This is a genomic window from Mycobacterium sp. HM-7 (assembly GCF_053852335.1).
This window is the reverse complement of the sequence record NZ_CM132657.1, coordinates 424,999-444,856: the sequence shown is the minus strand read 5'-3', so window position 1 is coordinate 444,856 and position 19,858 is coordinate 424,999. Positions and strand designations below refer to the sequence as shown.

General features: G+C 68.6%; 20 protein-coding genes. 11 read left to right on the top strand and 9 right to left on the bottom strand.

Annotated features, from left to right (window positions below):
* Positions 1-15: 15 nt before the first annotated feature.
* A complete protein-coding gene (locus tag ACWW1C_RS02025; protein WP_455981877.1) occupies positions 16-663 on the bottom strand; it encodes a phosphatase PAP2 family protein in 648 nt (215 codons plus the stop codon).
* A gap of 98 nt (positions 664-761) precedes the next feature.
* Between ACWW1C_RS02025 and ACWW1C_RS02020 the strand changes: the two genes are divergently transcribed.
* The 9 genes from ACWW1C_RS02020 to ACWW1C_RS01980 all read left to right on the top strand — a co-directional run bounded on the left by ACWW1C_RS02020 (position 762) and on the right by ACWW1C_RS01980 (position 9,979).
* Positions 762-2,423, top strand: a complete 1,662-nt coding sequence (locus ACWW1C_RS02020; protein ID WP_455981876.1) for a purine-cytosine permease family protein — start codon at positions 762-764, stop codon at positions 2,421-2,423.
* Positions 2,424-2,533: 110 nt separating this feature from the next.
* Complete coding sequence (locus tag ACWW1C_RS02015; RefSeq protein ID WP_455981875.1) at positions 2,534-3,121, top strand: hypothetical protein; 588 nt, start codon at positions 2,534-2,536, stop codon at positions 3,119-3,121.
* A 40-nt stretch (positions 3,122-3,161) separates the two neighbouring features.
* Entirely contained in the window at positions 3,162-3,647 is a 486-nt protein-coding gene (locus ACWW1C_RS02010; protein ID WP_455981874.1) for a hypothetical protein, read from the top strand.
* A 25-nt stretch (positions 3,648-3,672) separates the two neighbouring features.
* A complete protein-coding gene (locus ACWW1C_RS02005) occupies positions 3,673-4,392 on the top strand; it encodes an NUDIX hydrolase (protein ID WP_455981873.1) in 720 nt (239 codons plus the stop codon).
* A gap of 141 nt (positions 4,393-4,533) precedes the next feature.
* Positions 4,534-5,907: a sulfatase family protein gene (locus tag ACWW1C_RS02000; protein ID WP_455981872.1), complete on the top strand. Its 1,374-nt coding sequence runs from the start codon at positions 4,534-4,536 to the stop codon at positions 5,905-5,907.
* A 62-nt stretch (positions 5,908-5,969) separates the two neighbouring features.
* Positions 5,970-6,770: a trehalose 2-sulfotransferase gene (stf0, locus tag ACWW1C_RS01995; RefSeq protein ID WP_455981871.1), complete on the top strand. Its 801-nt coding sequence runs from the start codon at positions 5,970-5,972 to the stop codon at positions 6,768-6,770.
* A complete protein-coding gene (gene cysD / locus ACWW1C_RS01990) occupies positions 6,767-7,708 on the top strand; it encodes a sulfate adenylyltransferase subunit CysD (RefSeq protein ID WP_455981870.1) in 942 nt (313 codons plus the stop codon). The genes stf0 and cysD overlap by 4 nt, the downstream gene beginning before the upstream one ends.
* Entirely contained in the window at positions 7,708-9,567 is a 1,860-nt protein-coding gene (gene cysC, locus ACWW1C_RS01985; protein ID WP_455981869.1) for an adenylyl-sulfate kinase, read from the top strand. The genes cysD and cysC overlap by 1 nt, the downstream gene beginning before the upstream one ends.
* Positions 9,568-9,772: 205 nt before the next feature.
* A complete protein-coding gene (locus tag ACWW1C_RS01980) occupies positions 9,773-9,979 on the top strand; it encodes a hypothetical protein (RefSeq protein ID WP_455981868.1) in 207 nt (68 codons plus the stop codon).
* Position 9,980: 1 nt separating this feature from the next.
* Here ACWW1C_RS01980 and ACWW1C_RS01975 read toward each other — a convergent pair whose 3' ends face one another.
* A complete protein-coding gene (locus ACWW1C_RS01975; RefSeq protein WP_455981867.1) occupies positions 9,981-10,742 on the bottom strand; it encodes a trans-aconitate 2-methyltransferase in 762 nt (253 codons plus the stop codon).
* An 81-nt stretch (positions 10,743-10,823) separates the two neighbouring features.
* Here ACWW1C_RS01975 and ACWW1C_RS01970 point away from each other — a divergent pair, with 81 nt between their 5' ends.
* Positions 10,824-11,723, top strand: coding sequence for an amidohydrolase family protein (locus ACWW1C_RS01970; RefSeq protein ID WP_455981866.1), 900 nt, complete (start codon positions 10,824-10,826; stop codon positions 11,721-11,723).
* A 9-nt stretch (positions 11,724-11,732) separates the two neighbouring features.
* Positions 11,733-12,965 carry an alpha/beta hydrolase family protein gene (locus ACWW1C_RS01965; protein WP_455981865.1) on the top strand — a complete coding sequence of 411 codons (1,233 nt, stop codon included), beginning with the start codon at positions 11,733-11,735 and terminating at the stop codon, positions 12,963-12,965.
* 32 nt (positions 12,966-12,997) lie between these two features.
* Here the strand turns inward: ACWW1C_RS01965 and eccE are convergent, their stop codons facing one another.
* The 7 genes from eccE to ACWW1C_RS01930 form a co-directional block, all read right to left on the bottom strand.
* Positions 12,998-13,903 (bottom strand): type VII secretion protein EccE, encoded by a 906-nt coding sequence (gene eccE / locus ACWW1C_RS01960; protein WP_455981864.1) that lies wholly within the window; start codon positions 13,901-13,903, stop codon positions 12,998-13,000.
* Positions 13,900-15,279 (bottom strand): type VII secretion-associated serine protease mycosin, encoded by a 1,380-nt coding sequence (mycP, locus tag ACWW1C_RS01955; RefSeq protein ID WP_455981863.1) that lies wholly within the window; start codon positions 15,277-15,279, stop codon positions 13,900-13,902. Before mycP ends, eccE begins: the two co-directional genes overlap by 4 nt.
* Positions 15,279-16,670 (bottom strand): type VII secretion integral membrane protein EccD, encoded by a 1,392-nt coding sequence (eccD, locus tag ACWW1C_RS01950; RefSeq protein WP_455981862.1) that lies wholly within the window; start codon positions 16,668-16,670, stop codon positions 15,279-15,281. The genes mycP and eccD overlap by 1 nt, the downstream gene beginning before the upstream one ends.
* A gap of 7 nt (positions 16,671-16,677) precedes the next feature.
* A complete protein-coding gene (locus ACWW1C_RS01945) occupies positions 16,678-17,529 on the bottom strand; it encodes an ESX secretion-associated protein EspG (RefSeq protein WP_455984114.1) in 852 nt (283 codons plus the stop codon).
* A 74-nt stretch (positions 17,530-17,603) separates the two neighbouring features.
* Positions 17,604-17,891 (bottom strand): WXG100 family type VII secretion target, encoded by a 288-nt coding sequence (locus ACWW1C_RS01940; protein ID WP_061000613.1) that lies wholly within the window; start codon positions 17,889-17,891, stop codon positions 17,604-17,606.
* Between the two features lie 42 nt (positions 17,892-17,933).
* Positions 17,934-18,227 carry a WXG100 family type VII secretion target gene (locus ACWW1C_RS01935; RefSeq protein ID WP_455981861.1) on the bottom strand — a complete coding sequence of 98 codons (294 nt, stop codon included), beginning with the start codon at positions 18,225-18,227 and terminating at the stop codon, positions 17,934-17,936.
* 61 nt (positions 18,228-18,288) lie between these two features.
* Positions 18,289-19,857, bottom strand: a complete 1,569-nt coding sequence (locus tag ACWW1C_RS01930; protein ID WP_455981860.1) for a PPE domain-containing protein — start codon at positions 19,855-19,857, stop codon at positions 18,289-18,291.
* Between the last annotated feature and the right edge of the window lies 1 nt (position 19,858).

The following is a 19,858-nucleotide window of genomic DNA, read 5'->3' as shown; positions in this document are numbered from 1 at the left end:
GGGCACGATAGGGCGTCAGCCGGGTACCGGCGAATCAGCGGCGGCTTTGAGGCGTCCGGGAATCAGCAGCGGCAGGCACAGCAGGAACCACAACCCACCCAGCAACCAACCCGCGAGGACGTCGGTCGGGTTGTGCACGTTGAGCACCACCCGGCTCACCCCGACGAGCACCACGATCACCGCACACAGCGCCTCGATCAGCCGGACGCGCGCCACCTGAGCGATCCGGAACACCGCGCACAACCCCAGGGCACCGGCAATGGTGCCCAGCGCATGCCCCGACGGAAACGACCACGACGGTTCGTGCGCCAGCGCGGTCAGCGGCCGCGCTCGTTGTGCGATGTCCTTGGCGACCTCGGTGACCAACCCCGACGACACGACCGCGACAAGTAGGAAGATCGCGGTACGCCGCTGCCGCCGGGCCAGCGCGACGAACGCGACCACCACCGCGACGATGCGGTAGGTCCACGGGCCGAAGACGAACGACAGCCATTTCCAGCCCAGCACCCAGCCGGGGTGCGCCGCGCCGTAGCGGTGCGCGGGTTCGAGCAGCGACGCGTCGAGCGTCGTCACCCAGGACCACTGCGCGACCCAGCCGACCCACAGCAGGGCGTAGCCGATGGCGGCCGCGCCTCCGATCAGCCAGCGGTTGCGGTTCGTCACCGGTCTCCTTTCGGGTGCGCGCGAGCGCCGGAAATTCGCTACGGGCCGGAACATATTCGTCACGGCCATGAAACAAACTGACCATAGCTTCGCTAACCATGACCCAAGACCTCAGCCAGGAGCAGCTGCCGCCTGCCGCTGCACCAGAAGTCGATCAGGACAGGTTGACCGCGACGCGAGAGACCTTGGAGGACTACACCCTCCGCTTCGCACCGCGCAGCTACCGCAAATGGTCGACGCGCGTGGTCGGGATCTCGGCGCTGGGCGGTATCGCCTATCTGGCCGACTTCGCGATCGGTGCCAACATCGGCATCTCGTACGGCACCACCAACGCACTGGCGGGTATCGCGATCTTCGCGGTCGTCATCCTGCTGACCGGGTTCCCGGTGGCCTACTACTCGGCCCGGTACAACATCGACCTGGACCTGGTGACCCGCGGCAGCGGCTTCGGCTACTACGGCTCGGTGGTCACGAACGTCATCTTCGCGACGTTCACCTTCATCTTCTTCGCGCTCGAAGGGTCGATCATGGCCCAGGGCCTCAAATTGGGCCTGGGCTTACCGCTATGGCTCGGCTACGCGGCCTCGACACTGATCATCTTCCCGCTGGTCATCTACGGCATGAAGGTGCTCTCGACGCTGCAGGTCTGGACCACCCCGCTGTGGCTCGTCCTGATGGTCGCGCCGTTCGGCTACCTACTGATCTCGCACCCCGAATCGATCCACGACTTCTTCGCCTACCAGGGCGCCAACGGTGTCAAGGGCTTCGACATGGGATCGACGCTGTTGGCCGCGGGCGTGTGCCTGTCACTGATCGCCCAGATCGCCGAGCAGAACGACTACCTGCGGTTCATGCCCCCGAAGACCCCGGAGAACAAGCGGTCGTGGTGGACCTGGATGCTCCTGGCCGGACCGGGCTGGGTGTTCTTCGGCGCCATCAAGCAGATCATCGGCCTGTTCCTGGCGGTCTACCTGATCGGGCACGTCGCCGACAGCGCCGGCGTGGCCAACCAGCCGGTGCACCAGTTCCTCGAGATCTACGACAACTTCCTGCCCAAGTGGCTGGCACTGACCCTGGCCGTCATCCTCGTGGTGATCAGCCAGATCAAGATCAACGTCACCAACGCCTACTCAGGTTCGTTGGCCTGGACCAACTCCTACACCCGCATCACCAACCACTACCCCGGCCGGATCGTGTTCCTCGGCGTCAACCTGCTGATCGCGCTGGTGCTGATGGAAGCGAACATGTTCGACTTCCTGAACACCATCCTCGGCTTCTACGCCAACTGCGGCATGGCCTGGATTGTGGTGGTGGCCAGTGACATCGCGATCAACAAGTTCCTGCTGAAGCTCTCGCCGATGAAGCCGGAGTTCCGCCGCGGCATGCTGTACGCCTTCAACCCCGTCGGCTTCGGATCCATGCTGATCGCGGCGGGTCTGTCGGTGATCGCGTTCTTCGGCGGGCTGGGTGAGGCCCTGCGGCCGTACTCGCCGCTGGTGGCGATCGTGCTGGGCCTGGTGCTGCCGCCGATCTTCGCCATCGCGACGAAGGGCAAGTACTACCTGCGCCGCACCGACGACGGCATCGACCTGCCGATGTACGACGAGTACGGCAACCCGTCCGACGAGCACCTGCTCTGCCAGAACTGCCACCACGAGTACGAGCGGCCGGACATGCTCGCCTCGGCGCAGGGCGGCTACATCTGCTCGCTGTGCCTGGCGACGGACAAGACCGGAGAACACGTCCTGCCCGCCAACTGATCTGGTCGACTCGACACCGTCGATCAGGCCTACGCCACCCCTCTTAGCTGATAACTTGCTGCGAGTACACCAATCCGGCACGAGTCAGTCGAAATACCAAGGGGGTAACGGTGAAATTCGTCCAGCTTGCACTCGGCAGCGTCACGGTCGCGTTAGCTGTCGCCGGTTGTACCGGCGGCAACCAGTCCACACCGAGCGGGCCGTCGGCATCCTCGAGCACCACGACCACAACCACGACGACAACGACGACCGTCACCACGACCACGACGACGCCCCCGAGCACAACGACGACGACGACAACCACGACGAGCGCATCCAAGACGGCGATCAGTTCAGTCACCGTCGGAGCGGTCGGCACGTTCTGCATGGACAAGGTCGGTCCGGACTCCTACCAGCTGGAACCGGACAGCAGCTGCTCACGAGGGGCCAACTTCGAGCTCGAGTGGCATGCGCGCGGTGAGAACGGCGACGTCAAGTCCGACGACTGCACGGTGGTCATCGACGTCACCGGCCCGAACGGCCTCAACGAGCGCCGCCGCAGCAGCAACTGCACCGGCGGATCCCGTGGTTACGACAACGCTGTGTACATCAAACACGTCGCGGGCGACTACGTCGTCGCGATTTCGATCACCCCACCCGACGGCGGCGCACCGGTGACAGCCACGAAAACCATCACGATTCTCCCGAACCGCGGCTGAGCTTGCACCAAGCTACGTCCCCGGCGCTTACGCTGAGGGCATGGCTGTTCTGCTGCGCAAGCTGCTCGGCATCGGAAACCTGCCCGACGAGATTCGTGAGCAACTCCAGTCCGAAGGGCTTCTCCACGTCGCCGAGTTCGTCCCGGTGACGTTCCGGTTCTCCGGTCATGTGCCCGGCAAAGTCGCCAAGAGCACCCTCCGCAGCCTGGTGGGGGCCCTGGTGATCACCGAGAAGCGGCTGCTCGGCACGCTGTCGTCGGTCCCGAAGAAGGGCGCCAAGACCGTCAACCACCTGTGGGACGATCCCGACGGCACCATGGTCCAGGCCGAACTGGACGACTCCGGTCTGCTGCTGGACGCCGCCGACCTCTCCGCCGTCGACCCGAGCTTCGAGGGCTCGATGTCCCTGCGCTACAAGACTCCGCTACCCGCCGACCTGCTGGCCGCGCTGCCCACCCGGGCCTTCACCTTCGACGTCCCGAACAAGTACGTGTACGTCGCGTGCGGGATGCCGCCGAACGCCTGAATCGGTGGGGCGTAGCGTCGGGCCGATGACGATCCGGTACGACGAAGCACTGCGCGCGCAGATCGGGACGCACCTGTCCGGCCACCGGCGCCGGGTGGTCGACGACCCGAGCAAGCGCCACGCCGCGGTCGCCATCGTGCTGGTGGACTCCGAGCCCGGCGAAGATCGGATCGACCCGGCCCCGGTCGACGAATGGATCGGCGGGCGGCCGTTGCCCGACCAGAACCTGGACGGCCGCATGGTCGACGTCGCCGGCGGCGCGGCGTTTCTCCTGTGCCGCCGGACGTCCCGGCTGAACTCCCACTCCGCGCAGTGGGCCCTGCCCGGCGGGCGGCTGGATCCCGGCGAGACCGTCGTGGACGCCGCGCTGCGGGAACTGCACGAAGAGGTCGGCATCAAACTGCCGGAAGAGTCGGTGCTGGGCCTGCTCGACGACTACGCGACCCGCTCCGGATACGTCATCACGCCCGTGGTGATGTGGGGCGGTGGCCGGCTCGACCCGCAGCCGTCGCCGGACGAAGTGCTGGCGGTGTACCGCGTCGGGCTGCACCAGTTGCAGCGGCCGGATTCGCCGCGGTTCATCGCGATTCCCGAGAGTGACCGTCCCGTGGTGCAGATTCCACTGGGCAACGACCTCATCCACGCGCCCACCGGTGCCGTCCTGCTGCAGATGCGCTGGCTGGGCCTGGAAGGGCGGCCGGACCCGGTCGACGAACTCGAGCAGCCGGTGTTCGCCTGGCGCTGACACCAGTGATTTGTGCACGATTTTCCGCGGGTGGCGCGGAAGATCGTGCACAAATCGCTTGGCGTAAAACCCTTGCCCGGCAAGCCGGTACACGGTCAGATGACTGGTTCCGTCATCCGATTCGCAGGAGGTAGCCGACCCATGCCCCACACGCCGGGCCAGAACGTGCTGTTCGTGCACTGGCACGACCTCGGGCGCTACCTCGGGGCGTACGGCCACCGCGATGTCAGCAGTCCCCGGCTGGACCAGCTGGCCGCCGAAGGCATCCTGTTCACCCGGGCCCACGCCACCGCCCCGTTGTGCTCGCCGTCGCGGGGTTCGTTGTTCACGGGGCGCTACCCGCAGAGCAACGGGCTGGTGGGGCTGGCGCATCACGGCTGGGAGTACCACGCCGGCGTGCAGACGCTGCCACAACTACTCGCCGAATCCGGTTGGCACACAGCGTTGTTCGGGATGCAACACGAGACGTCGTTTCCGTCGCGGCTGGGGTTCGACGAATACGACGTGTCGAATTCCTTCTGTGAGTACGTCGTCGAGCAGGCCCTGCGGTGGCTCGAGGCACCACCGCAGCAGCCGTTCCTGCTCACCACCGGGTTCTTCGAGACCCACCGGCCCTACCCGCGGGAACGCTACGAACCCGCGGCCGGCGACACCGTCACCGTCCCCGACTACCTGCCCGACACCGACAGCGTGCGGGACGACCTCGCCGAGTTCTACGGTTCCATCGCGGTCGCCGACGCGGCGGTGGGACAGCTGCTGGACGCCCTGGAAGCCGCCGGACTGGACCGCAGCACATGGGTTGTGTTCCTGACCGATCATGGCCCGGCGCTACCGCGGGCCAAATCGACGCTGTACGACGCCGGGACCGGCATCGCCATGATCGTGCGCCCGCCGCGGGACGCGGGCATCGAGCCGCACGTCTACGACGAACTGTTCAGCGGCGTGGACCTGCTGCCGACGCTGCTGGAACTGCTCGGCGTGCCCGTTCCGGTTGAGGTGGAGGGCCTTTCGCACGCGGGGGCCCTGACCGGGGCCCAGACTCTGCCCGCCGTGCGCGAGGCGGTCTACACCGCGAAGACCTACCACGACTCGTTCGACCCCATTCGCGCAGTGCGAACAAAAGACTTCAGTTACATCGAGAACTATGCATCGCGTCCGCTGCTGGACCTGCCGTGGGACATCGCCGACAGCCCGCCCGGCCGGGCCGTGCAGCCGGCCATCGGTGCCCCCCGCCCTGCGCGCGAGCTGTACGACCTGCGCACCGATCCCAGCGAGCGGCACAACCTGCTGCTCGACGTGCAGCCCGAATACCATGCGGTGGCAGCACAATTGGCGCTCAAGCTCAACACCTGGCGACAGCAGACGGGCGATGTCATACCGTCTGATTTCACGGGGACACAGATCTCCGACCGCTACACCGGGACTTATCTGAGCATCCACGGACGCCCTGCCGCGAGCCGGTCCGCGGCGGCTTCCGACCGCGGAATCAACCCGGAATCGACGTCGCAAGACTAATACTCATTGTGCGAAAAATCCCACTCTGCAAGGGATTTCAGCGCCAGCTAGGCTCTTGCGCCATGACAGCACCGACGGCCTATCTGGTCCTCGCCTCACAGCGCAGCGGCAGCACGCTTCTGGTTGAGTCGCTGCGCGCCACCGGTGTCGCCGGCGAACCGCAGGAGTTCTTTCAGTACCTGCCGCACACCAGCATGTCGCCACAGCCCCGGGAATGGTTCGCCGACACCGACGACGAATCGATCCTGCGGCTGCTCGACCCGCTGATCGACGGCAGGCCCGAACTGGCGCCCGCGACCATCTGGCGCGACTACATCCAGACCGCCGGCCGCACGCCCAACGGAATCTGGGGCGGCAAGCTCATGTGGAATCAGACCGCACAGCTGCAACGCCGGGCCGAGGGGCTGCCGGACCGGTCCGGTGAGGGACTGCTGGCCGCCATCCGCGACGTCGTCGGCTCCGATCCGGTGCTGATCCATGTCCATCGGCCCGACGTGGTCTCCCAGGCGGTGTCGTTCTGGCGCGCGGTGCAGACCCGCGTCTGGCGGGGCCGTCCCGACCCGGTGCGCGACGCCCGTGCCGAGTACCACGCCGGTGCGATCGCGCACGTCGTGCGCATGCTGCGGGCTCAGGAAGAGGGCTGGCAGAAATGGTTCCTCGACGAGAACGTCAACCGCATCGAAGTGCCGTATCCGGTGTTGTGGCGCAACCTGACCGAAGTCGTCGGCGACGTCCTCGAGGCGCTCGGCCAGGACCGCAGGCTGGCACCAAGACCGGTGCTGGAACGGCAGGCCGATCAGCGTTCGGACGACTGGGTGGAGCGGTACCGCGCCGAAGCCGAAAAGGAAGGGCTGCCGGTATGAGCACCGAAACCATCCACGTCGACGAGCTTCGACTGCTGGAAGCCGAGGCCGTGCACATCATCCGCGAGGTGGTGGCCGAACTGGACCGCCCGGTGCTGCTGTTCTCCGCGGGCAAGGACTCGATCGTGCTACTTCGGTTGGCGGAGAAAGCTTTCCGGCGCGGTGGCGAGCGCAGCGACGGGACGGACTCGGGGCCGCTGCCGTTTCCGGTGCTGCACGTCGACACCGGCCACAACTTCCCCGAGGTCATCGACTTCCGGGATCGCCGCACGACGGGTCGAGGGCACAAGCTGCTCGTCGGGTCGGTGCAGGAGAGCATCGACACCGGCCGGGTTGCCGATCCGGGCCCGGGGGCGTCGCGTAACCGGCAGCAGACCCGCACATTGCTGGACGCTTTGGAGGCCGGCGGCTTCGACGCCGCATTCGGTGGCGCTCGCCGCGACGAGGAACGCGCCCGCGCAAAGGAACGCATCCTGAGCTTCCGCGACGAGTTCGGCCAGTGGGACCCGCGCGCCCAGCGGCCCGAGCCCTGGTCGCTGTACAACGGCCGCATCCGCAAGGGTGAGCAGGTCCGGGTGTTCCCGCTGTCCAACTGGACCGAGCTGGACATCTGGCGCTACATCGAGCTGGAAAACCTTGAGCTGCCGTCGATCTACTTCGCGCACGAGCGTGAGGTGTTCGAACGCGACGGCATCCTGCTCGCCGTGTCCGAGTACACGCAGCCGACCGGTGACGAGACCGCCGCGGTCGAATGGGTGCGCTACCGCACCGTCGGCGACCTCACCATCACCGGCGCCGTGCGCTCGAAAGCCGTCGACATCGCGAGCGTGATCGCCGAAATCTCCGCTGCCACAGTGTCCGAACGCGGCGAGACCCGAGCCGACGACCGGACGTCGGTGGCGGCGATGGAAGACCGCAAGCGAGAGGGTTACTTCTGATGTCTACTCGACAACTGCTGCGTATCGCCACGGCGGGCTCCGTCGACGACGGCAAGAGCACCCTGATCGGCCGGCTGCTGCACGACACCGACAGCCTGCCCCTGGACCACCTGGACGCAGTCACCGACGATGACGGGGTCGCCGACCTGGCCGCCCTGTCCGACGGCCTGCGCGCCGAACGCGAACAGGGCATCACCATCGACGTGGCCTACCGCTTCTTCTCCACCGAGGCGCGCAGCTACATCCTCGCCGACACCCCGGGGCACGAGCGCTACACCCGCAACATGTTCACCGGCGCCTCCAACGCACATGTGGCCATCCTGCTCGTCGATGCCCGCACCGGGGTGCTGCGGCAGACCCTGCGCCACGCACGGATCGCAAAGCTGTTGGGTATCAAGCATTTCGCGGCGGCGGTGAACAAGATCGACCTGGTCGGCTTCGACCAGGCCCGGTTCGACGCCGTGCACGACGAACTCGGGCAGGTCGCGGCGCGGCTGGGGGCGGTGGACCTGACGGTGATCCCGCTGGCCGCCAAGCACGGCGACAACGTCGTGCACCGTTCGGAAAACACCCCGTGGTACGAGGGGCCGACGCTGCTCGAGTACCTGGAGGGCATCGAACTCAGCGCGCCGCAGCCCGAGCCATCCAAGCTCCGGTTGCCCATCCAGTGGGTGTCCCGGCCCACCTCGGAACAACGGCGCAGCTACACCGGCCGACTCACGGCCGGCACCCTGCGGGTCGGCGACACCGTACTCAGCCTGCCGGCGGGCACCAGCTCGACCGTCACGGCCGTCGACACCCTCGATGACGACCGCACCATTGCCGTTGCCCCCCTGTCGGTTTCGATCGAGCTGACCGACGACATCGATGTCGGCCGCGGTGACGTGCTCGTCAGCGGCGCCGAGAACGCGACGGTCCCAGTGCTGGCCCGTGAACTCGACGCGACGGTGTGCTGGTTCGCCGAAACCCCGCTGCGGGCCGGTGATCGGCTGGCCCTCAAGCAGGGCACCCGCACCGTCCGGGCCACGGTGCAGGCGCTGCACACCCGACTCGATCCCGAGACTCTGGACGACATCGATCAGCCGGTCGAGTTGGTACTCAACGACATCGGCGCCGTCACGCTCCGAACCAGCTCCACGGTGATCGCGGACCCGTACCGCGACAATCGGGAGAGCGGCGCCTTCATCCTGATCGACGAGACGTCCAACGACACCGTCGGCGCCGGCACCATCACCGAGCCGCGCGAGGTCAAGCTCGGCACCCACTCGCGCAGCGATATCCGTTGGCACCACTCGTCATTGGACCGGTCCTACCGGTGGGCGCGGACCGGGCAGCGGGGCGCCACCATCTGGTTCACCGGGTTGCCTGCATCGGGCAAGTCGACGCTGGCCGTCGCGGTCGAGCGGGCACTGGTCGAGACCGGACAGGTCGCCTACCTGCTGGACGGCGACAACATCCGGCACGGGCTGTCCGACGACCTCGGATTCTCCGCGGGCGACCGGGCCGAGAACATCCGCCGCGTGGGTCACCTCGCCCGGCTGCTGGCAGACTCGGGTGTCGTCGCGCTGGCCTCGCTGGTGTCTCCGTTGAAGTCGGACCGGGACACCGCCCGCGAGCTCAGCACCGTCGCCAAGCTGCCGTTCATCGAGGTCTACGTATCCACCCCACGGAGCGAGTGCGAAAAGCGCGACCCCAAGGGCCTGTACGCGCGGGCCAAGGCCGGTGAGCTACGGGGTCTGACGGGTGTGGACGCCCCCTACGAGCCGCCGGAGAACCCGGATCTGGTGGTCGACACCACCGGCGCCGACATCGACAAGCTGGTGGCCCAGGTGCTGGGGGCGCTCAACGCCCTCCGCTGACCAGTGATTTGTGCACGTTTTTCCGCGGCTACCGCGGAAAAACGTGCACAAATCCCGCCTTGTCCCCCGATTGGGGGACAGAGAATTCATCCTATTGAGGGCCCGGCTGGCGGACAGACACCACGGGCCCGCTGCGGGACTCTTGAGTCAACACCGGATCACTCCGGATACGACAGCAAAAGCCCACAGCAGCAGGAGAATTCAGATGAGCATCGTCACCCGCTGGGTCAGCTACTTCATCATCGTCGTCGGCCTGACCGTCGCGCCCGGACTGATCGCGATCGGCCTGGCCACGTCCGCCCATGCCGCGCCGAACACCACCTCGAGCTCAGTGCACCAGATCGTCGCGCACCAGAACAGCGGCCCCCAGCCCGGAACCCCGACTCAGCACCAGTACCAGCAGATTCACTGATTCACGTCTGGGCCACCACGAATATCCGGCGGAACGGGAAGAACGTCGTGCCGTCGGGCTGGGGCGGATACGCCTGCGCCAGCAGCGGGATAATGGCCTGGCGGTACTGCTCCCAGGCTTCGTCGGTCAGCCGGGAGCGGACGTCGGTCAGCGCGGTACCCGTGATCCAATCCAGCACCGGGGTTTCACCGGTCAGTTGGTGCAGATACGTGGTCTCCCACGCGTCGACGGCGCAGCCCGCGGCGGTCAGCAGCGCGGCGTAGCCCGCCGGATCGTCGACCACGTTTGTCTCCCGGAACCGGATATCGGCCAGCGCCTCGGCGAACTCCGGACGCCGAGCCACCTCCCGCACGGCCTGATGCGACGGCGAGTCGAAATTGCCGGGTACCTGGAACGCCAGCCAGGCGCCTTTCGGCAGTTGCGTCACCCACCGCCGCAACAGCTGGCGGTGTTCCGGAACCCATTGCAGCACAGCGTTGCTCACCATCACATCGGTGTCCGCGGCGGGCGCCCAGTCGGCGGCGGCAACCACCCGGGCGTCGACGCCGCGCGCCCGGGCCGCCGCGACCATCTCCGGTGAGTTGTCCACCGCCTCGATCACCGCGCCGGGCCAACGCTCCGACAGCGTGGCGGTCAGATTCCCCGGGCCACAACCCACGTCGGCCACCCGCCGGGGCGCCTGGGCACCGACGCGCGCGAGCAGGTCGTAGAACGGCCGACCACGATGGTCAGCGAAGGCGAGGTAGGTGTCCGGGTTCCACACATCCCCATCCTGCCGCCTCCAGGGCGAGCGCAGCGACGGGGAGTGAAAGCCGCTGCCACGTGCCTGCCATTCTGTTGGGTAATGGACGAGTCAGTACGCGACCTCTGGCAGTCGCTGGGCCTTCCGGGCCTGATCGATGTGCACACCCACTTCATGCCCAAGAACGTGATGGACAAGGTGTGGAACTACTTCGACAGTGCCGGGCCGCTCACCGGCCGCACCTGGCCGATCACCTATCGCACCGAGGAGCAGCACCGGCTGGAGACGCTGCGCGGTTTCGGGGTGCTGGCGTTCACCTCGCTGGTCTATCCGCACAAGCCCGACATGGCGGCGTGGCTGAACCAGTGGGCCGCGCAGTTCGCCGCACAGACCCCGGACTGCCTGTCCACCGCGACGTTCTTCCCCGAGCCCGGCGCGCCCACCTATGTCGCCGACGCCATCGCCGGGGGTGCCCAGGTCTTCAAGGCGCATATTCAGGTGGGCGCCTACCACCCGGCCGACCCCCTGCTCAACGACGTGTGGGGCACCATCGACGATGCCGGTGTTCCGGTGATCATCCACTGCGGTTCCGGCCCGACCCCGGGCGTGCACACCGGCCCCGGCCAGGTCCGCACCGTGCTGGACCGGCACCCGGGACTGAAACTGATCATCGCGCACCTCGGCATGCCCGAATACAGCGAATTCCTGGACCTCTGCGAACAATTCGACGGCGTGCACCTGGACACCACCATGGCATTCACCCCGTTCATCGAGGAAACCATGCCGTTCCCGCCCGCCGAATTGCCGCGCCTCGCCGAGCTCGGTGACCGCATCCTGTTCGGCAGCGATTTCCCCAACATCCCTTACCGGTATGCCGAGTCCCTCGACGTGCTCACCAAAGTCGCCGCCGACGACGACTGGCTGCGAAAAGTGCTGTACCACAACGCCGCCAGGGTGTTCGATCTCGACGATCAGCTGACGCGGGCAGAGGGCCGGGGTTAGCATCCGAACGTGACCAGTCCGCAAGACGATGCGTTCAACCCACCCGTCCCGGTCCCCGACGTACCGGGCGCGGATGCCACCGCACGCGGACTGCCGCGACGGGCCGACCTGACGTGGCAGCAGAAGCTGATCGTCGACTCCTCGGCCGCGGCTGACCTGGGGCTTCGTACCGCGTTGGCCTCGGTGATCGGTGCCGGCATAATTCCGCGGATGGCCGCCTCGGCGGTGCGCAACCGCGCCGGCGACGACCCAGCCGCCCTGCGGTTCTATGCCGAACTCGCCACCACCAGGGACCCGCAACAGTGCTTCCCGGCGCCCAGCGGCCCTCCCCTGGTGTCCGCCCGCCCCGCCGGTCCGGTCGCGCAGTGGGTCGCGCGCGGCCGGGTAGAGAACATCTCGTTCCAGAGCAGTTACGACGCCGTGTACCCCGGGATCCGCGAGCGGCGCCGCGGCTACACCCGCAACAACGTGGTGCATGCGCAGCACTGGCGGCACGACGACGGTCCGCGGCCCACGCTGTGCGTGATCCACGGGTTCATGGGCTCGCCCTACCTGTTCAACGGCTTGTTCTTCTCGCTGCCGTGGTTCTTCCGGTCCGGGTATGACGTCCTGCTGTACACCCTGCCGTTCCACGGGCCGCGGGCCGAGAAGGGCTCTCCGTACAGCGGCTACGGCTTCTTCATGGACGGCGTCCCCGGCTTCGCCGAGGCCATGGCGCAAGCGGTGCACGATTTCCGTTCTGTGCTCGATTATCTGGAGCACACCGGGGTCGATCGCATTGCGCTGACCGGGATGTCGTTGGGCGGCTACACCTCAGCGCTGATCGCCTCGGTCGACGACCGCATCCAGGCCGTCATCCCGAACGTCCCCGTGGTGACACCGGACCGCACGGTCGACGAATGGTTCCCGGCCAACCTGCTCGTCAAGCTGGGTAACCGGTTGGCCCACACCGATGAGGGTCTGGTCGCCGCAGCGGGGCAGTACCACTCACCGCTGAATTACGTGCCGCTGGTGCCGCAGGATCGCCGGTTGATCATCGCCGGGCTGGGTGACCGGCTGGCACCGCCGCAGCAGGCCGAATTGCTGTGGAAACACTGGGATCGCTGCGCGTTCCACTGGTTCCCCGGCAACCACATCCTGCACGTCAGTCAGCCCGACTACCTGCGCCGGATGACCAAGTTCCTCGGTCCCTTCATGTTCGGCAGCGACCGTCAGGCCGACCGGGCACGCCCGGCCCGTTGACCCTGCGGGTAGGGCGCTGCCTACTCGAACTTCTACACCCTGGCCGCGGACTCAACCGCGGCGTCGACGCCGAGCCCGGACAGCTCCGTGAGCAACTCCGTGGTCAGCACACCCGGCCGCGTGCCGAGCCCGCCGGCCGACGCCGGGGCCATCGCCGCGAGCAGCGGCCCCTGCCGGCCCGACTCGCGCGTGAGGCCCGCGACCGCGGCGGCGGCAGGCGCGTTGGCCGTACGTACCGCGCAAGCCGCGGAAATCGTTGCGCCAGGCGAGAACTCGAGTACCGTCCACAATTCTGTCGTCGAGGCCAGCGCGGTCAGGCATTCCGGCAGCCGCTGATCGGCGGGCAGTCCGTAGGCCGTGAGGTACCCGTCCCCGTCGCGGACCGCACGCCACGTCTCGCGCGCCTCGTCTGATCGGAGCGAAGGCGCCGCTTCGGTGACCACGACCGGCGCACCGGCCTCACGCAGCTGGTCGGCCAGCCGTCGGGCCACCTTCTCCGCCATGTCCGCGAGCGGCAGGTCCGACGACCGTGCCTGCAGCGCAGCAAGATTCGACGTAGCCGCCACCGTCACACTGACCCACGCGGTGCGCGCACCGTCGAGCTGACGTTCCGTGACGCGCACCGAATCGCACCGCACGCCGTAGCGGTCCACGTAGGAGGCGACGAGAGGCAGTGCGTCATAAGGGAATTCATCAGCTTCCAGCACGACAGTGACCTGACCCGCCGCCGGCCGCGCCGGGCCGCGCCGGTTCCGGCGCCACACCGCGAATCGGCGCGCCACCATGGTGGTCAGGAACATGCCGCGCCGCCAGGCGAACACCAGCAGCACCACCGCGACGGCAATGCCCAGGATCCATTTCTGCGGCGTCGTGTGCCACGGAAACGTCATGGCCGCCGGGACGATCACCAGCAATGCCAACGTGATTCGGGCCGTCATCGGGCACCGTCCTTTCTTCGGTACGCGACCAGGGCGATCAGCGCGGCGATCGCCAGCACTGCCGCACCGGTGAACGCAATGGTCCGGGGCGTGGTGTCCGGCGGGGCCGGCTCGGGCGGCATGGCCACCGCGACAGATTTCGGGGCCGGGGCTGTCGCGGGCAGATCCCAGGTGAGTGCGGCGACGGGGTCGACGACGCCCGCGCCCACCAGGTTCGACGGCGAGCGCGCGGCACCGTGCGCGGTGGCGGTCAGCCGGTGTGTCACGTCAGCGGCGTTCAGCGCGGGAAATCGACTGCGCACCAAGGCCGCAACGCCTGCGACATATGCCGCGGCATAGCTGCTGCTGCGCAACGGGAACAGATCTCCGCGCTCATTCGGCAGCGCGTTGGCGAGGCCGTTCACGCCGGTCGACGCCATGTTCTCGCCTGGTGCCGCGATGCCCACCCACGGCCCGGGCGTGGTGAAGTCCGACGGCTGTCCGGCGGCGTCCAGCGACCCGACCGACAGCACGTACGGCTGCCACCAGGACGGGATCGACACCGACTTGACGCCGGCCCAGTTCCGCGGGTCGGCTGGGTTCCCGGGATTGTCCAGGGGATTCGCCTCGCACGACGGGCCACCGGCCAGGCCGGCACGATCATTGCCTGCGGCGGCGACGATCACCGCATCCTTCTCCTGCGCGGCGTATTTCAGCGCCGCACCCAGTTCGGTCTGATCGACCGGCCGATCGGCGGGCAGGCACGTCACCGCCGTGATGGCGATGACCTTGGCACCCAGGTCGGCGGCATGCACCACGGCGCGGGCCAGCGTCGCGACCGCGATGGTTGCGTGCGCCGCGGCCGGGTCTCCCCCGTTGCCGCGCGGGGCGTAGCGCTCGGACGTCTGACGGATGGCCAGGATGCGGGCGCCCGGCGCGACGCCGGAGAACCCGTCCGAACCCGGCTGACCGGCGATCAGTCCCGCGACCAAGGTGCCGTGGCCGTCGCAATCGGTGAGTCCGTCAGTGCTTTCCACGAAATCACCGCCACCCTGGACATTGGGCAACCGCGGGCCGGGATGGACGCCGGTGTCGATGACCGCCACCGTCTGTCCGTCACCGCGGCTGAAGGACCAGGCACCCGGCACGTTGAGCTGGGTGTGGCCCGGACCCGGGGCGCCCGGGTCGGTGCCGGGCAGCACGCCGGCCGTGATGCACGGTCCGCGCTGACCCATCGCCGCGACCGGACCGACACTGCCCGACGGCGGGGTCGCATGCTCGTCGACGTGCGGCGGCACGATGGCACCGGCGGCCGGCAACAGCCCCGCCGGTACCACGCCGGCCGAGGCGGCGAAAGCGACTGCCAGGACGGAGATTCCGCGCCGGATGGCCACCATCACCGGTTGATGACCCAGGCGAACAGACCCACCAGGTAGGCCAGCACCGGGATCAGTGAAGCGTCCAATGCCGTCGCCGCGAAACTGACCAGGCGACGCATCGGCAGCGAGTACGTCTGTGGGTCGGCCACCTGCGGGTTGAGCGCGGCCACCACACCCACCGCCACCAGCGCCGCCAGCGCACCAAGCGCCCACCACGCGTTGGCGTAGTGCCCACCGACGGCGAACATCGTAAGCAGCACGGCCGCAACCAGATACGGCTGGCTCAGCAGCCACACCTTGCACGGCACCGAGTCCCAGATGCGGGCCCGCAGAGCCGTTGCGAGGGCGGCCGCCGCGACGACGTACCAGGCCCACGGTGACGGGGTCGCCCCGGCCACCAGGACCACCGAACCGGCGGTGAGGGTCAGCACGGCCCCGGCAAGGAAGCCGGTCTGGTGCGCGTCGCACACCCGAACACGGCGCGGCAGGTCGGCCAGCACCGACCGCGGCAGGGCAGACGGCGTCGGGTCACCGGGCGCCGGGATGTTCGGCACCGGGAACCGCGCCCACAGGGTCGACAGTTGCGCGGCCTGAACCATGACCAGCAGTGCGAAAACGATGAGCACAGCACCGATCACGCCGTTGCCCAGCCGCCAGATCGACGCGGCACCGCCGACGATCACGCCGGCGAGACCGAGGACGGTCGTGGCCGTGAACGCGGCGATGGCCTGCCCGCCGACGGTGATGCTGACGATCGACCAGGCGGCGACCGCGGCCGCCCCGAGCAGCAGGCCGGCCGGACCGAACGGTCCGGGGACTGCGAGCGCGAAGGCGGCGCCGACCGGCAGCAGGGCGGCCAGGCTCAGGGCGGTCGCCAGCCGCGGCATGGCGGGCCGGGTCAACAGAGCGGCGGCGACGGTCAGCACCGCCACGCCGACGACGGTGAACAGGCCGGCCGGCTGGCCGGTGCGTACCCGCACCAGAGTGGCCAGCGCGGTGGCGAGCAACGTCAAGACCACGACGGCCCACGCCGCGAAACGGCGTATGTGCGCATTGCCCCAGGGGTTTTCGCGGGCGGCAGAGAAGATCGCGGCCGCGTCGGCGATGTCCTCGACGATCCGCGGGGCCGGCGGACCCGCGGGCACCGGCTGCAGCGCCAGCAGGTCACCATCGACGACGCCGACCGTGTCGAGGGTCGCGTCGAGGCTGTACGCCGCACCACCCAGCGGGGCCAGCGACAGCTCGGCGGAGCCTGCGGAGTCGGGTGCCCCGTTGACTCCGACGATGCGCCGCACCGCGGGCACGATCTCGCGCAGGGCCAGGCCCGCCGGCAGTGCGACGTCGGTGAGTCGCCCGCGACCACCCTGCTCGTCGCCTGCGGCGAGCACCGCGACCCGCACAATCGGCATGGCGGTACTACCAGACGTGTTGGGGGACATTTTCTTTCCGTTCTCCAGTCGAGGTCTCGAAGTCTCGGGTCAGGTTCGCCGTGGGGAACCAGGGACCGTCGGGCAGCGTCGCGGTCAGTCGCTGCACCGCAGCGGTGACCGCGAGGTCCGTGCCCGGGGTGAATGTTGAAATCCAGGTGCCGTCAACGGCTTTCACCGGCGCCACGACGACGCGGCCCGCGGCGGTGTCGACGATGCTGACGCCGACATCGGTGCTGATCCGGTGACCGTCGCGGTGGTCGCCCGCGACGATCTCCACGTAGCTGCGGCCGGGCGCGAACGCGGCCCGCACGACGGCGTGCGCTGTCGGTGGGATGCCGAGGTGATCCATCACGGCGTCCAGCGAGTCGCCGCGGCGCAGGCGTTCGTCGGCCTTGGCCCCGATGTGGGCCGGCATCGCGAATTCGTCGAACCGGGCCGGCGCGCGTCCGGACAAGCCTGCGGTGAGCACCGGCACCAGCGCGTCCGGGGACGCGACGGTCAGTTCGGTGCAGGTCATCAGATGCTCGCTGCGCAGGACCGCGACGGTCGTGTCGCCGCTGCGCGCGAGAATCCCGCGCAACATGGCGCCAGAACCGGACACCCATCGCAGCTCCAGCCAGCGGCGGGGCCGGCAAACGGCCCGAATCCACTGCGCGACTGCGGGATGCACGGAGCCGTCAGCAGACAGCACCCCCATCCGCGTCAGCGCGGTGACCTGGCCTGCGTCGAATCCGGCTTTGGCGGAGGGCTCGCTGTAGGGCTGCGTGATGGCCAGCACCCATGGAAAGCCCCCGGCGCCCAGACGATCCGCGAGGAACCAGGCTTGCTCCGCGGTCAGTTCGACCGCCGAGACCGGGACTCCGGCGCGGTCCGGGTCGCCGAGTGACCCGGACCGCGCCGAAACCGTTGGACCTAAACCCACTTGGCGCCTTCGGCGCTGTCACGTGCGCTCATCGAGAGCGTGTTGGTCTCGTGCGTGCTCGCCATCGCCCGGTAGGCGTGGACGAGTTCTTCCATCGCGGTGTTCCACTGGGCCTGCCACGCCTGGTAGCTGGTTCCGGTGTCACCCTGCCAGGCGCCGGCCAGGGCCGCCTGCTCGCTGGCGATATCGAGCCCGACGGCGTGCAGGGCGCCCGCGTAGGCGGTCATCTCACCGGCATGGGCCAGCATCGCCGGGTAGTTGTACATGATCTGGGACATGGGATCTCCTCGCTGCTAGATGTCTTGATGTGGGTGCGGCGGCTAGACCGAGGTGTACGTGCCGGCCGCGGCGGTGTCCTGCGCGACGTAGGTGCCGGCGGCGTCGCCCAGGTTGGCCTGTGCGATGTCGAGCAGCGCGTTGACCTTGGCAGCGACCGCCATGAAACGGACGTGTGCGGCCTGGAAGGCGCCCGCCGAGTCACCCTGGTGGAAGCCCTGGGCCGACTGCGCGGCCTGCTCCGCCTGGCCGATGGTGCTGCGCATCAGCGCGGCCTTCGCAGAGAAGGCCGATTCGGAAGCGATCAGCTGGGGGATGTGTGCGTCGAGCATGCTCATGGTGATTCCTCTCGGGGTTCGTCCGGATTCTTTTGGTGGTCAAATTTTTTGGTCCGCAGGATCAGCGGTTGGCACCGCCTTCCGTGTCCCAGCTGCCGGGCAGCATGGGTTCGGTGACGCCGCCCCCGAAACCGTTGCCGGTCATGCGGTTCAGGCCTGTCGCCGGCTGCTCCTGGCGGCTCACCGTGCCGCTGAAGCCGATCGGCCCGGCACCGCGGGCCGAGGCCAGCACCTCTTTACGGAGGTCTGCGTCGTCCCCGAAGTCGGGATCCACCTCCGAGTTCATGTCCATGTACTCGTCGCGGACGCCCCGCTCCTTGGCTGCGCGACGACGACGGGCCCGCCGCCGCTCGGTCGCTGCCGCGGCGGCGGCCGCTGCGGCTGCCGCCGCGATACCGGACGCCGGTGCCGGCGCGGTCGCGCCGTCCCGCAGCGTCGGGGTGAATCCCGGACCCGGGTCGTCGACGGCCACCGCGTACGCCATCAGTGGCGCCGGTGCCGCCGGCGCGGGAGCGACGGGCGAAGCCGGTGCGGACGCGGGCGCGCTCGCCGGGCTTGCCGGGGTGGCCGGCACAGTCGGAGCGACGCTGACCACCGGCATCTGGTGGTCGGCGACCTGCAACTGAGGTGGCGGCGGGAACGCCTCGGCGAGTTCGGGTTCCGGCACGAAGTCCGGCTCCAGCAATGCCAGCAGACCCAGGCTGGACAGCCCGACGGCGATCAGGGCCGGCCCCCACAGCGGCGCGGTCAGACCCACGCCCCACGTGGTCCAGCCGACAGGCTGGAAGAACGCCTGGTAGCCGAGCGCGAAAAGCATTGGGCCCCAGGTGGTCAGCGCCTGCGAGGGGTTCGTCAGGAAATCGAAGAACATCTGCTTGATCTGGCCCAGCGGGTCCTGCAGGAACTTCCAGATCAGGTCGCCGCCAGGCAGCGTCTTGATGTAGTTGTACAGGTAGTCGGTGATGGCGTTGGACGTGTCCAGCGACGTACCGGCATCGGCCGCCTGCAACTGGGCGCCCGCCTGCGTGGCGCTCGCCGACGCGGTGCCCGCCTCCCCGACACCCGCTGCCAGCATCATCGGCGCCGGCGCGGTTGTCGGAGCTGCCGCCACCGCCGCGCCTGACACCGCCTGGTACGTACCCATGACGGTCGCCGCCTGCAGCCACATGCGGGCATAGTCGGCTTCGTTCAGCGCGATCGGAATCGTGTTGATACCGAAGAAGTTTGTCGCCATCAGCGCTGCGTTCACGACGTGGTTGAGCGCCAGTTCGGGAAGCGTCGGCATGGCGGCCAGGGCGGTGCCGTAGGCCGCCGCGGCGGTCTCGTGCTGGACCGCGTTGGCCGCGCTGTTGGCGCTGGCCTGGGCCAGCCAGGTCAGGTACGGCGCGTGGGAGGCGATGTACTGCTCGGCGCTCGGCCCTTCCCAGGCCCCCGCCTGGACCTCACCCAACAGTGCGGTGAGTTCAGCTGCGGCCGAGGCATATTCGGCGCTCAGCGACTGCCAGGCAGCCGCCGCCGCCAGCAGTGAGCCCGGACCGGGCCCACTGGACAGCAGCGTCGAATGGACTTCGGGCGGCAGCGCCGCCCAGATTGGCCCGGTCGGCAGGCCTATCCCCGTGGGGGCGGTCATG